Here is a 13,989-nt window from a genome sequence, read left to right on the forward strand (position 1 = left end):
TGGATTTTACCAAACCGAAATTTGTATGTAAATTTGCAAACTCTTTTTTAAAAAGATGTAAATATAACTAAAGTTACTACTTCATAAGTAGCTTATCATTATGGAAAACAGAAAAAAAGTTGCTTTTTATACGTTGGGATGTAAACTGAATTTTTCAGAGACATCAACAATTGCGCGCAGTTTTCAGGACGAAGGCTTCGATCGTGTGGATTTTGAGGATATTGCCGACATTTATGTGATTAACACCTGTTCGGTAACAGAGAATGCAGACAAGCAGTTTAAGCAGATTGTAAAAAAAGCACTTAAGAATAACGATAAAGCTTTTGTGGCGGCTGTGGGTTGTTATGCTCAGCTAAAACCGGAAGAGCTGGTTGCGGTGGATGGAGTGGATCTGGTTTTGGGTGCCACCGAAAAATTTAAGATTACCGATTATATCAACGACCTGTCCAAAAACGACATGGGAGAAGTGCATTCCTGTGAGATTGAAGATGCCGATTTTTATGTGGGCAGTTATTCTATTGGCGACAGAACGCGTGCTTTTCTGAAAGTTCAGGATGGTTGCGATTATAAATGTACCTATTGTACGATTCCTTTGGCAAGAGGGATTTCCCGTAGCGATACGATGGATAATGTGCTGAAAAACGCCAAAGAAATATCGGAACAGGGCATTAAAGAGATTGTGCTTACCGGTGTTAACATCGGGGATTACGGAAAAGGAGAGTTTGGGAATAAAAAACACGAACATACTTTTTACGAATTGGTGCAGGCACTGGATGAAGTAGCGGGAATTGAACGTTTGCGTATTTCGTCTATCGAGCCGAACCTGCTGAAAAATGAAACGATTGATTTTGTGTCGAAAAGCAGAACTTTTGTGCCGCATTTTCACATTCCGTTACAGTCCGGAAGCAATACGATATTGAAAAAAATGAAACGAAGATACCTGCGGGAATTGTATCAGGACCGGGTTGCTAAAATCCGGGAAGTGATGCCGCATGCCTGTATCGGGGTGGATGTTATTGTTGGTTTTCCGGGCGAAACAGATGAGCTTTTCCTGGAAACCTATAACTTCCTGAATGAAATGGATATTTCTTACCTGCACGTGTTTACATATTCGGAAAGGGATAATACCGAAGCGGTCATGATGGAAGATGTGGTGCCGATGAATGTACGAAGCAAAAGAAGTAAAATGCTGAGAGGACTATCGGTTAAAAAAAGAAGAGCGTTCTATGAAAGCCAACTGGGAACCAACCGTACCGTGTTGTTTGAAGGAGAAAATAAAGAAGGCTATATCCATGGATTTACAGAAAACTATGTAAAGGTGAAAACACCATGGAATCCGGAACTGGTTAATACGCTGCACGATATACACTTAACTAAAATTGACGAAGACGGAATGGTTCGTATGGAATTCCGGAATGTCCCGGTATAAAACCCGGTTTTTAAGGTAAAAGAAAAGCTCGTGTTGATCACGAGCTTTTTTAATGTTTTATATTTTAATTCCCGGCGGAAGTAACTCCTTGTAAACCGGATTTTTTCTAAAAAAAGAAGTAATCTTGGGATGTGTGGGTACGACACGAAGTTTTCTCTCTTCGGCAATAGACATAACGCTTTTTAAAAACTCATTGATGGATTCGGGATCCTGATTTTCGGCATGATTGAGTTTGGTTAAAAATAATTTTCGTTCTTGAATAGCATATTCAACGGCTAATAGCCCGGTTTCGGTGTGATTCTCGAATTGTCTTAATAATTCGTTGTCTTTAATTTCCATAATGTAGTGTATTCATATCGAAGAAATAAATTGATAATAATTTAAAGCGAAATGAGATTGTAAAATCATTCGGAATGAATTATTTTTATGCAAAATTCGGAAAAAATCATCAGAATTTGCGTTAGTAAAGCGTTAAAACATCAGATAATGAGTAAAATACCTGTTTATTTTATGCCCGGATTGGCCGCCAATCCATCTATATTTGAACATATCCAATTACCGGAAGATCAGTTTGAAGTGCATTTACTGGAATGGTTTTTGCCGGAGCCTAAAGAAAGCCTGCAATCCTATGCGAAACGGATGGCTGAAAAAATAACGGAAGCGCAGCCTGTTTTGGTAGGTGTTTCCTTTGGCGGGATACTGGTGCAGGAAATAGCGAAAATAATTCCGGTTAGACGAACGATCATTATATCCAGTGTTAAAACAAAGATTGAATTTCCGAAGCGTATCAAACTTGCAAAAACAACCAGAGCCTACAAACTGGTTCCGACGAGTTTGTTCGGGAATATTGAAGTACTGGCAAAATATGCTTTTGGCGAAACGGCAAAAGGCCGGATAAAGCTGTACGAGAAGTTTTTGTCCATGAGGGATAAACGCTATCTGGACTGGGCATTGGAACAGGTGGTTACCTGGAGCCGGACAGAGTGTGACACAACGGTGATTCACATTCACGGTGATGCCGACGAGGTGTTTCCGATAAAAAACATACAGGATGCTATTGTTATTAAAGGCGGAACACATGTGATGATACTGAATAAATTCAGGTGGTTAAACAGTAATTTACCTTCTCTGATTGTAGAGGGAAATGTAAAAAAATAAAAAAGCAAAATGAACAGAATCAAAAGAACGGCTATAGTAGCAGCAGTAATAATAACCAGTGGTATTTTAATCCACTGGACCTCCACCGGAACCGGAACGGAAGTAGATGTAAAGAACCATGTGTATTTACCGGCTAATATTGATTTTGCCGGCGAACAGGTGCCGATGTCGCTTTCGGATGTAAAAGAAAGACTGGACAGGGAATTGCTGGTAAATGTGAACCTGCATGCAACAACAGCTTTGGTGATTAAAAGAGCCAACAGGGCTTTTCCGGTAATTGAGCCGATACTGAAACAGTATGGTGTTCCGGATGATTTTAAATACCTGGCGGTTATTGAAAGCGGACTGGTAAATGCCGTTTCTTCTGCGGGAGCGCGTGGCGTATGGCAGTTTATGCCGGAAACCGCCAAAGAAAAAGGAATGGAAGTGAACGAATATGTAGACGAACGTTACCATCTGGAAAAATCAACAGAAGCGGCTTGTAAATACCTGCTTTCGGCTAAAGATAAATTTGGTAACTGGACGCTGGCTGCGGCTTCCTATAACGGCGGTATGAACGGCGTGAACAAGCAGATCGAGAGTCAGAAAGTAACGGATTATTACGATTTGCTTTTAAATGATGAAACATCCCGTTATGTTTTCAGGATTTTAGCCCTGAAAGAAATCATGAAGAACCAGGTGAAATACGGCTATGATTTGCCTAAAGAGGTATTGTATCAGCAAATACCGGTAAAAAAGGTTGAGGTGACGGCTACTATTGATGACCTGGCCATGTTTGCGATAGAGCAGGGCATTAATTATAAGATCCTGAAAATTCACAATCCGTGGCTTCGCGATAAAAAACTGGTCGTAGCTCCGAATAAAAAATATACCATCGATATCCCTTTGGAAGGCTATAAGCGTTAGTGCTTAGCCAGTCTTTGGGAATGGGAATCGACATTAATGAGCAGGCAGCTCAGTCCTTCCTGGAATGTTCTGTAGTTTAAATCAAGCGCTTTGGTAAAGGTTGCTTTTTCGGTAAGGATGGCACCGCCGCGCTTGATATTGACTACTTTTAAATTCTCATCCAGAAAATAAGATGTAGGAAAACCTAAAGTGTGTTTCAGGGTCGATACCAGGTAAGCATCCTTGTTATAGGTTTCGTGGGCATAGCACACTTCAATGCGGCTGTTGAATTTTTTGGCAATCTTCTTAATATTGTTTTTACGGTCCCAGTACAGCACGATAAACTGGATGTCTTTTCCGTATCGCTGTGCCAGTTTGTTTAAGGCCGGAATTTCTCCTTTAGATGGAACACACCACGATGCATACGTAATCAGGAATACAGGTTTTTTAATGCTGTTTAAGTACAGACGGCTTTTTTTGAGGCGCTTAAAGCTGAAATTGTCGAATGTTGTTCCGGTTAATTGGTTCTTAACCAGAGAATCAAAAAGAAAAGTACCCCGGTCAATATCACCTTTGGTATAGGCTAAATCAGATTTTTTAGAATACTGCCGGATGTTTTTGTGCAGGGTATACGAAAACAAAATAGTGCCGTTATCTTGAGCAGGAACTGTAGAAGATAGAAGAAGTAAAGCTATGTTTGTTACGTAAAATTTCTTCATAACCAACGCTTTAAGTAGTAAAGTTAGGCATTTTTTGCCGTAAATAAACGTATCTGACTATAAGATGTTCCTAAAACCGTTTGGTTGCGTACCGGGCATAAAAAAAAACGCCCAAAAAGGCGTTTTATATTTTTGATAATCAAAATGTTATTACATTTTTTTCATCTGATCTTTCATCATTTTAATCTGGTCTTTCAGCATGTTCTGTTTGTCCAGTTTTTTAGCCTCGTTAAGAAGATTGGTCGCTTCCAGTTTTCGTCTTCTGGTCATTGCAATTCCGGCAAGGTTTAATTTGGCTAAAGCTAAATCCTGATCCATGTTTAAACCTAATTCAATCGCTTTTTTGAAATACTTTTCAGCCGCCGATAAATTTGTCTGCGAAACCATTAATCCGTGTAGATAATTGTAATACCCCTGTTGTTTTTTAATTAAAGCAGTTTCCGGGTTTTTAATATAGGAAAGCCATTTTTGTGCTCCTGGAAAATCCTGTTTTCTAAGTTTTAAAAAGGCTAATAATATGAATTCGTTTTTGAAATATAGTAAAATAAAGATGGAGGAAAAAAGTATTAAAAAGATACCGTTTCCAATATTGTTTTCGGTGAATTGCCAGATTCCTAATGCAATGATTAATGCAGCTAAGATTAGTTTGATATTTCTGTGAAACATAGTATTTTTGTATTTAGGTTTGCAAATGTAATAAAATGAAATGAGCAGGCGAAATAAGTTTGTTCAAAGAAGGTTAAAAAACCTTGATATAGCAGGCAGAATTGCTTAAAAGATAATATTATCAAAAGGAATTTAAAATATTTTTTTAAAAGCACTTGTCAGAAATAAAAGTCTTTGTATATTTGCACTCGGTTTTGAAGCGACAGAATTTTCAAAGCTGACCTGTTATTTTAAAAACACGATTTAAAGATAAAAAGCAATGAGTAAGAGAACGTTTCAACCATCAAAAAGAAAAAGAAGAAACAAACACGGTTTCATGGAAAGAATGGCTTCTGCTAACGGAAGAAAAGTATTAGCGCGTAGAAGAGCTAAAGGAAGACATAAGTTAACGGTTTCTTCTGAGCCAAGACATAAAAAATAATGATTTATTAAAATCGTTAATAAAGGTGTTACTAATTCATGGTAACGCCTTTTTTTATATCTTTTCGTTAAAAATAAATACAACTACATACAACACAACACAATGCCTAAAGACAATTCAATAAAATCGGTTTTAATTATTGGTTCAGGACCTATCGTTATCGGTCAGGCCTGCGAGTTTGACTATTCCGGATCACAATCGGCGCGATCGCTTCGTGAAGAGGGAATTGAAGTTATTTTGATTAACTCAAATCCGGCAACGATCATGACGGATCCTTCCATGGCGGACCATATTTATTTAAAACCACTAACTACAAAATCAATAATAGAAATCCTTAAAGCGCATCCGCAGATCGATGCTGTTTTACCGACTATGGGTGGACAGACAGCGTTGAACTTATGTCTGGAAGCAGACGAAAAAGGAATTTGGCAGGATTTTAATGTAAAATTGATTGGTGTTGATGTCAATGCCATTAATGTTACAGAAGACAGAGAGCAGTTCAAACAGCTTTTAGAAAAAATTGAAATTCCGGTAGCGCCGGCAAAAACAGCAAACTCATTCCTTAAAGGAAAAGAAATTGCTCAGGAATTCGGCTTTCCGCTGGTAATCCGTCCGTCCTTTACCTTAGGAGGAACCGGAGCCGCTTTTGTACATAAAAAAGAGGATTTCGACGATTTGCTGACAAGAGGACTGGAAGCTTCACCTATCCACGAAGTGTTGATTGATAAAGCACTTTTGGGATGGAAAGAATATGAATTGGAATTGTTACGGGATAAAAACGACAATGTCGTGATTATCTGTACGATCGAAAATATGGACCCGATGGGTATCCACACCGGCGACAGTATTACTGTTGCTCCGGCAATGACCTTATCAGACAGAACGTTCCAGAGAATGCGTGACATGGCAATTTTGATGATGCGCAGCATCGGAAACTTTGCAGGAGGATGTAATGTGCAGTTTGCCGTTTCTCCGGATGAAAAGGAAGATATCGTTGCCATTGAAATTAACCCGCGTGTGTCCCGTTCTTCGGCATTGGCTTCAAAAGCAACCGGTTATCCGATCGCTAAAATTGCAACCAAGCTGGCATTGGGATATTCATTGGATGAATTGGAAAATCAGATTACAAAATCAACATCGGCTTTATTTGAGCCTACATTAGATTATGTAATTGTGAAAATACCGCGTTGGAACTTTGATAAATTTGAAGGAGCCGACAGAACCTTAGGATTGCAGATGAAATCTGTAGGAGAAGTAATGGGAATCGGGCGTTCTTTCCAGGAAGCATTGCACAAAGCAACACAATCGTTGGAGATCAAACGCAACGGATTGGGTGCAGACGGAAAAGGATATACCAATTACGACCAGATCATTGATAAGCTGACGCACGCCAGCTGGGATCGTGTATTCGTAATTTATGATGCGATTGCCATGGGAATTCCATTGAGCAGAATTCATGAGATTACCAAAATTGACATGTGGTTCTTAAAACAATATGAAGAACTGTATGCTTTAGAAAAAGAAATTTCAAAATACAATATCGATACCTTATCCAAAGAACTGTTGCTGGAAGCAAAACAAAAAGGATTTGCCGACAGACAGATCGCGCACATGTTAGGCTGTCTGGAAAGCCAGATTTACAGACTTCGTGAGGATTTGGGCGTAAAACGTGTGTACAAACTGGTAGATACCTGTGCGGCCGAGTTTAAGGCAAAAACACCATATTACTACTCTACATTTGAGGCAGAAATTGAAAAAGCAGACGGAACCCGTTATGTAGACAATGAAAGTATTGTAACCGACAAAAAGAAAGTAATTGTACTGGGCTCGGGACCAAACCGCATCGGACAGGGGATCGAATTCGATTATTCCTGTGTACACGGTGTATTGGCAGCAGCAGAATGCGGTTATGAGACCATCATGATTAACTGTAATCCTGAAACGGTTTCAACCGATTTTGATACGGCCGATAAACTGTACTTCGAACCGGTTTTCTGGGAACATATCTACGACATTATTCGTCATGAAAAACCGGAAGGAGTGATCGTACAGTTAGGCGGACAGACAGCCTTGAAATTGGCTGAAAAACTGTCTAAATACGGCGTGAAAATCATCGGAACCAGTTTTGATGCACTGGATCTGGCTGAGGACAGAGGACGTTTCTCGGAATTACTGGAAGAATTAAAAATTCCTTTCCCGCAATTTGGAGTAGCAGAAAGTGCAGATGAAGCATCAAAATTAGCCGATAAATTAGACTTCCCGTTATTGGTAAGACCATCTTACGTATTGGGAGGACAAGGAATGAAGATCGTTATCAACAAAGAAGAACTGGAAGAGCACGTGGTGGATTTACTACGCAAAATTCCAAATAATAAACTCTTGTTAGACCATTATCTTGACGGAGCCATTGAAGCGGAGGCTGATGCTATCTGCGACGGAGAAAACGTGTACATCATCGGAATCATGGAGCATATCGAGCCATGCGGAATCCACTCAGGAGACAGTAATGCGACATTACCGCCTTTTAACTTAGGAGAGTTTGTGATGCAGCAAATCAAAGACCATACCCACAAAATTGCCCTGGCACTAAAAACAGTAGGTCTGATCAACATACAGTTCGCTATTAAAGACGATACCGTATACATCATTGAAGCAAACCCGAGAGCGTCCCGTACCGTTCCTTTTATCGCTAAAGCGTATGGGGAGCCGTATGTAAATTATGCGACAAAAGTAATGCTGGGTGAAAAGAAAGTAACCGACTTTACCTTTAACCCGCAGTTGAAAGGATATGCTATCAAGCAGCCGGTATTCTCTTTCAGCAAATTCAAAAATGTAAACAAAGCTTTAGGACCGGAAATGAAATCCACAGGAGAAAGCATCTTGTTTATCGATGACCTGAAAGACGATCAGTTCTACGAATTGTACTCCAGAAGAAAAATGTATTTAAGTAAATAATACGACAATTTATATTTGAAGAGTCCCGATTTATCGGGACTTTTTTTATTGGAATATGGCAAAAACGGATAATTGCCGGAATCGATGTACGGCAATGTGAAAATTATCCCGGTTTCCCGAATAGTGGAAATCGGATTTTTTTTAGCTTTACTTAAAATATACCTTATGGCTTTTCTAAAGAAAATAAATTCCAGGGCTAAAGCGGATGAGAACACCGGCTTTGGAGTGAATGCCTCCGGTTATGCCGGGCGTTTTGTAAATAAAAACGGAAATGCGAATGTGAGGAAAGTCGGTATCGGACGGGCAGAAAAAATAAGCTGGTACCATGCAATGATCGAAGTGAAGCGCTGGAAATTCATGTTTATCATTTTTGCCTTTTACCTGGCGGTTAATTTTCTTTTTGCCTGTATTTACTATGGCATCGGGGTGGAACACCTGCAGGGTATCAATGCCGTCACACCGCTCAATCAATTCGGTCAGGCATTCTTTTTCAGTGCACAGACTTTTACGACTGTGGGCTACGGACACATCAGTCCGACCGGATTTGCCTCCAGTTTTGTCGCTTCCGTGGAAGCGCTGTTCGGATTGCTGAGCTTTGCCATAGCGACCGGCTTGTTTTACGGAAGATTCAGTAAGCCGAAAGCACTGGTCCGTTTTTCGGATATTGCGGTAATTGCTCCCTATAAAGACTCCAAAGCCTTAATGATCCGGCTTACACCTTATAAAAATACCAACCTGATGGAAGCGGAAGCAAAAGTTACGTTAGGGTTGAATTTTGAAGAAGACGGAAAGAAAGTAAATAAATTCTTTACGCTGGATTTGGAACTGGATAAGATCAATATGCTGACGCTGAGCTGGACTCTGGTGCACCCTATCACGGAGAGCAGTCCGCTGGCGGCTTTTAGTAAGGAAGACTTTGAAAAACAACAGGGTGAAATACTGGTTTTTATCAAGGTTTTCGACGATATGTTCAGTACTACGGTTGTTAAAAGAACATCTTATACTTTTAAGGAGATCGTCTATGGCGCGAAATTCCTGCCAATGTTTTCCGGCGATCATGAAAATCAGGAAACGGTTTTGTATGTCGACAAACTAAACGCTATAGAAACGGTGGCATTATAAGCAGCCGCTGATGTATCGTTGATAAAGCTGATTTATTTTTAAAAATGTGATACTTTTGCAGTCTCAATGAAGTAACGTAACGATGCCGACAACAATTTTCCTAATCACACCGCCTTTTACACAGCTCAACACACCCTATCCGGGAACAGCTTATGTGAAAGGTTTTCTGAATACCAAAAATATCTCCTCTTTCCAGGCGGATTTGGGTATCGAAGTGATCCTGAAATTGTTTTCCAAAGAAGGACTTATCCGCCTGTTTGCCGAAATTGAAGGCAAAGCACAGCAATATTCTGAAAACAGTCAGCGTATTATTGCTCTACAGGACGAATATATCAAGACGATTGATCCGGTTATCTTATTCCTACAAGGGAAAAATCCAACCTTATCCCATTTGATCTGCCAGGAAGATTTCCTTCCGGAAGCGTCCCGTTTTGCACAGCTGGAAGAACTGGACTGGGCTTTTGGTACGATGGGAACACAGGACAAAGGGAAGCACCTGGCAACGCTCTATCTGGAAGATATTTCAGATTTGATAGTGGAATGTATCGATCCGCATTTTGGCTTTAGCCGTTATGCCGAACGCTTAGGCCGTTCCGCCAATTCTTTTGACGAACTGCATGCCACGCTTCAGCAGGAATACACCTATATCGATCAGATCACCTTACAGCTTCTGGAGGAAAGACTACAGGAGATTCAGCCGGAAATAGTGGCTTTCTCAGTGCCGTTTCCCGGAAATCTGTACAGTGCTTTTCGTTGCGCACAATGGATCAAAAAGCACCATCCGGAAATCAAGGTAGCCATGGGCGGCGGTTTTCCCAATACAGAATTGCGCTCCCTTACGGATACGCGGGTGATGGAATTTTTTGACTTTATAACATTGGACGACGGAGAAGCGCCGGTGGAAAACATGATCGCTTATGTGGAAGGCAAATTACCGAAAGAAGCCCTGAAACGGACGTTTGTCTTATCGGACGGGGAAGTAACCTATATCAACAATCCTGCCTGCCGGGATTATAAACAATCCGAAGTAGGAACACCGGATTACAGCGATTTACTGCTTGATAAATACATTTCGGTTATTGAAATCGTGAACCCGATGCACCGTATGTGGAGCGACGGACGCTGGAATAAGCTGACGATGGCGCACGGCTGCTACTGGGGAAAATGTACTTTCTGTGACATATCATTAGACTATATAAAGGTTTACGAACCAATTGCCGCCAAAATGCTGGTTGACAGAATGGAGGAACTGATGGCGCAAACAGGACAGAACGGGTTTCACTTTGTAGACGAAGCCGCACCGCCGGCATTAATGCGAGCGGTAGCCCTGGAAATCCTGAAACGAAAACTGGCAGTTACCTGGTGGACGAATATCCGGTTTGAAAAAAGTTTTACCAAAGACCTTTGCCTGCTGTTAAAAGCTTCCGGCTGTATTGCCGTTTCCGGCGGACTGGAAGTCGCTTCGGACCGTTTGCTGGAACTGATCCAGAAAGGAGTAACCGTAGCGCAGGTGGCAAGAGTGAACCGCAATTTTACCGAAGCCGGTATCATGGTACATGCTTACCTGATGTATGGTTTCCCGACGCAAACAGCTCAGGAAACAATAGACAGCCTGGAAATGGTGCGCCAATTGTTTGAATTGGGAATCCTGCAATCCGGATTCTGGCATCAGTTTGCAATGACGGCCCATAGCCCGGTTGGAATGTATCCTGAAAAATTTGGCGTACAGAAAGAAACGGATACCATCGGTTCTTTTGCCAATAACGATATTGTACATATCGATACAACCGGCACCGATCACGACCGGTTTAGTTTCGGACTGAAAAAATCCCTGTTCAATTATATGCATGGGATTTGTTTTGATTACCCGTTACAGGACTGGTTTGAATTTAAAATACCGCGAACGAAAGTTCCCCACGATTATATCTACAATGCATTGCAGGATGAGGATAATTTTACCGTAAAATCCAGCGCCAAGATTGTATGGACAGGAGGGAAGCCGGCAGTTTCCTATTTTACAAAAAACAAAAAAGGACGGCAGTTTGAAATGGCAAGCCTGACTTTTCACGATAAAAAAGAAAGCTTTACAATACAGGTAAATAAAGAAGAAGCCGACTGGCTGAAAGAGCTGCTGCCTAAAATTTCGGTAGCAAACACCAAAGTATTTACGTTTAACGAAGTGAAAAGCGATTATGAAAACTCGGATAAGGAAGATTTCGAACTCTTCTGGTACTCCAAGCCAATCAATACGCTTCGGGACTTCGGACTACTGGTCCTATAATAAAAGCGCCAATCCTCAGGATTGGCGCTTTTGTCACACTTAATTAACCGTAATTAACACACTTTATTGCTTCACAATTTTTTCGATTTTGCTTCCGGATTCGGAGATAACTTTAATGAGGTATATTCCGGAAGATTTATCAGTGATGTTTAAATACGTTTCTGTTGCATTGTGAAGACTGGTCATTAAAAGTCTTCCCTGCAGGTCATACAATAGGATGGATTTAATAGTGTTGTCTGCTTTGATATTCAGGATATCGCTGGCAGGATTTGGATAAATACTGATGCTTTTATCGATAGTGAAATCCTGTCCTCCTAAAAGATTTTCAACCACTGTTCGGGCTTCATCCGTGTTGATAGGGTGGTTGTAGTCAAAATAGATAGCGGCTTCATTGGTAATCACATCCCCTATAACCAGGTTGTTTTTGGATCTTATCTTGAAAAGGATATTTCCATGGGCTCCTTCCGGATACAGATTGGCAGAAGAAAGGTTGATGTTCTCAAAAATGAATTCTACCTTATTGTCTCTGATTTGTGTGTTAACCGGATGGGAGTTGTACAGCACCTGTAAAGAATTAATATCCAACTTGTCTAAATCGATCATGTCTTTTACCACTACATTAATAGCGGAAGCAGAACCGGTATTTTCAAAACGAATGTTATAGTGCAGGTAATCGCCCACTTTTGTAAGGGCAATACGATTGCCTTCCAGACAGGTTTTGTCATTCGGATCAAAAGAATTCACGACCAGCTGGTTCAATACAAAAGTATTGTCTGCCGGAGTATCATCGGCCGTTACCGGATTGATTGTTGCTGTAAAAGGAAGGTTATCACCGCTGTTAACCGGTGGCGTGGCAGTAGGAGTATTAATGGTAAATCCTATTTTTATAATGCGTGTTTCAAATGGTAACAGGTTGGTGTAATTCCAGGATAGCGAACCGGTTGCTGGTGTGGCGGCCTGGTTGCTGTACATAAAATCCATAAGGGTATCGTCAAAAGCCAGGTTGATGGTGCCGGATGCTATTTCTGTTCCTTTATTTCTGTAAACCAGGTTGTAATAGGCGTCAAATCCCGGTCGGGCATCGTTATCCGGGCTGAGTACGATTTCCAGGTCCGGATGTATCCCATTGGCAGTAATGCAGAAATCCTGTATTTGAGTGGAATTGTTGTTAACCGGGAAGTTTACTGTTGCTGTTGCAGCAGGAGAAACGGTAAAATAAGGAGAATCAAACTGAGGTGTCAGTGTCAGATTCGGTTGTGTTACATAAAAAGTATAATTACCGCTGCTATTGCTAAAAGTGGCTCCGGAAGTTGTTCCGTCATTAATACTTACTTTGATATTCTGGAACAGGCCGTCGTTAGCATCACAGCCATTATTATTGGCATCGTATGTTAATGTTCCGGTGATGGTGTTGTAATTGCCGCCCGGTGTAAAATTACAATAGGTTGAAAATTGTGAATCGGTATTGTACCAGGTATTGTTTGCAATAATAGTGTCGTTTTCGTCCGTACAGATATATTGCGGCAGATCGGCTAAATTGGAAGACATCAGTTCTACTTGCGGATTCGGGAAGCCGTTCTTTAAATTGATATAGATTAACCCTAAATTATTATTACAGCCAATATCATATACCGAAGCATTCGAAACATTATTCAGGTAAGGCTCATAAGCGCAGGATGACAGATCCAGGGAAGTAAGCTGGTTGTCCTGAACATTGATTTTATAAGCGTGCGGAAGGTTTGTCAGGGTAACAGAAGTCAGCTGATTATAACCTAAATAAAGCGTAACCAGGTTGGGCTTGTCTGCAACGGTAATGGTGGTCATGTTGTTAAAGCCGGCATCCAGATGGCGCAGTGCCGTCAGGCCGGTTGTATTTAAAACGGTTAGCTGATTGTGTTTGATGGACAGGAATTCTAAATTTACAAACAGCGAAAGATCAATACTGGTTAAGGCATTGTTATAACAGGACAGCGTTTTAAGATTAGGAGAAGCTACCGCAGTGATTGCTGTAATATTGTTGTCAAAACAGATCAGGTTAACCAGATTTGTTAAGCTGCTGATGTCTAAGGTAGTCAGGTTATTGGCCGAACAGCTAAGTGTCTGTAAATTGGTGAATGCTGCGATACCGGTAAGAGAAGCAATGTTCGCATTGGTCACATTTAAGTTCGTTACGGCCTGAGCTTCCGTTAGCTGAATATTCCCGTCGTTATTTGTATCTATTCCCGATGCAATCAGCTTATTTTTAAAATTAGCATCCGGAATGGTTACAATCTGGGCAGATGCGATACCGGAGTATAGCAATAGAAAGAGTAAAGTTTTTTTCATAAATGTATTGGGGTTGGTTTGTTTCTCA

Annotated in this window: 11 protein-coding genes; 7 read left to right on the forward strand and 4 right to left on the reverse strand. The window is 40.8% G+C overall.

Annotation, left to right across the window (positions count from 1 at the left end):
* The first annotated feature begins 100 nt into the window (after positions 1–100).
* Positions 101–1,429, forward strand: coding sequence for a tRNA (N(6)-L-threonylcarbamoyladenosine(37)-C(2))-methylthiotransferase MtaB (gene mtaB, locus B3394_RS07985; protein WP_286914974.1), 1,329 nt, complete (start codon positions 101–103; stop codon positions 1,427–1,429).
* Between the two features lie 57 nt (positions 1,430–1,486).
* On the opposite strand, the gene B3394_RS07990 is transcribed toward mtaB, so the two are convergent.
* Complete coding sequence (locus B3394_RS07990; protein ID WP_177735940.1) at positions 1,487–1,768, reverse strand: GNAT family N-acetyltransferase; 282 nt, start codon at positions 1,766–1,768, stop codon at positions 1,487–1,489.
* Positions 1,769–1,915: 147 nt separating this feature from the next.
* On the opposite strand from B3394_RS07990, the gene B3394_RS07995 reads away from it, so the two are divergent.
* Positions 1,916–2,587: an alpha/beta fold hydrolase gene (locus tag B3394_RS07995; protein ID WP_177735938.1), complete on the forward strand. Its 672-nt coding sequence runs from the start codon at positions 1,916–1,918 to the stop codon at positions 2,585–2,587.
* A gap of 9 nt (positions 2,588–2,596) precedes the next feature.
* Positions 2,597–3,493: a lytic transglycosylase domain-containing protein gene (locus B3394_RS08000; RefSeq protein WP_286914976.1), complete on the forward strand. Its 897-nt coding sequence runs from the start codon at positions 2,597–2,599 to the stop codon at positions 3,491–3,493.
* Here the strand turns inward: B3394_RS08000 and B3394_RS08005 are convergent.
* Both B3394_RS08005 and B3394_RS08010 read right to left on the reverse strand, forming a co-directional pair.
* Positions 3,490–4,191 (reverse strand): TlpA family protein disulfide reductase, encoded by a 702-nt coding sequence (locus B3394_RS08005; protein ID WP_286914977.1) that lies wholly within the window; start codon positions 4,189–4,191, stop codon positions 3,490–3,492. The genes B3394_RS08000 and B3394_RS08005 overlap by 4 nt on opposite strands.
* A gap of 150 nt (positions 4,192–4,341) precedes the next feature.
* Positions 4,342–4,857, reverse strand: coding sequence for a DUF2892 domain-containing protein (locus tag B3394_RS08010; RefSeq protein WP_177735931.1), 516 nt, complete (start codon positions 4,855–4,857; stop codon positions 4,342–4,344).
* A gap of 259 nt (positions 4,858–5,116) precedes the next feature.
* Here B3394_RS08010 and rpmH point away from each other — a divergent pair, with 259 nt between their 5' ends.
* From rpmH to B3394_RS08030, 4 genes are all read left to right on the forward strand, one after another.
* Positions 5,117–5,278 carry a 50S ribosomal protein L34 gene (gene rpmH / locus B3394_RS08015; protein ID WP_026979292.1) on the forward strand — a complete coding sequence of 54 codons (162 nt, stop codon included), beginning with the start codon at positions 5,117–5,119 and terminating at the stop codon, positions 5,276–5,278.
* A 102-nt stretch (positions 5,279–5,380) separates the two neighbouring features.
* Positions 5,381–8,233 (forward strand): carbamoyl-phosphate synthase large subunit, encoded by a 2,853-nt coding sequence (gene carB, locus B3394_RS08020; protein ID WP_177735928.1) that lies wholly within the window; start codon positions 5,381–5,383, stop codon positions 8,231–8,233.
* Between the two features lie 165 nt (positions 8,234–8,398).
* A complete protein-coding gene (locus B3394_RS08025; RefSeq protein WP_286914994.1) occupies positions 8,399–9,355 on the forward strand; it encodes an ion channel in 957 nt (318 codons plus the stop codon).
* A gap of 82 nt (positions 9,356–9,437) precedes the next feature.
* Positions 9,438–11,636, forward strand: a complete 2,199-nt coding sequence (locus B3394_RS08030) for a B12-binding domain-containing radical SAM protein (RefSeq protein WP_273243892.1) — start codon at positions 9,438–9,440, stop codon at positions 11,634–11,636.
* A gap of 63 nt (positions 11,637–11,699) precedes the next feature.
* Here B3394_RS08030 and B3394_RS08035 read toward each other — a convergent pair whose 3' ends face one another.
* On the reverse strand, positions 11,700–13,961 hold the full coding sequence (locus B3394_RS08035) for a DUF7619 domain-containing protein (protein WP_286914996.1): 2,262 nt from the start codon (positions 13,959–13,961) through the stop codon (positions 11,700–11,702).
* Between the last annotated feature and the right edge of the window lie 28 nt (positions 13,962–13,989).

The sequence above is a fragment of the Flavobacterium sp. UBA4197 genome (genome assembly GCF_002379575.1).
GTDB classification, from domain to species: Bacteria; Bacteroidota; Bacteroidia; order Flavobacteriales; family Flavobacteriaceae; genus Flavobacterium; species Flavobacterium inviolabile.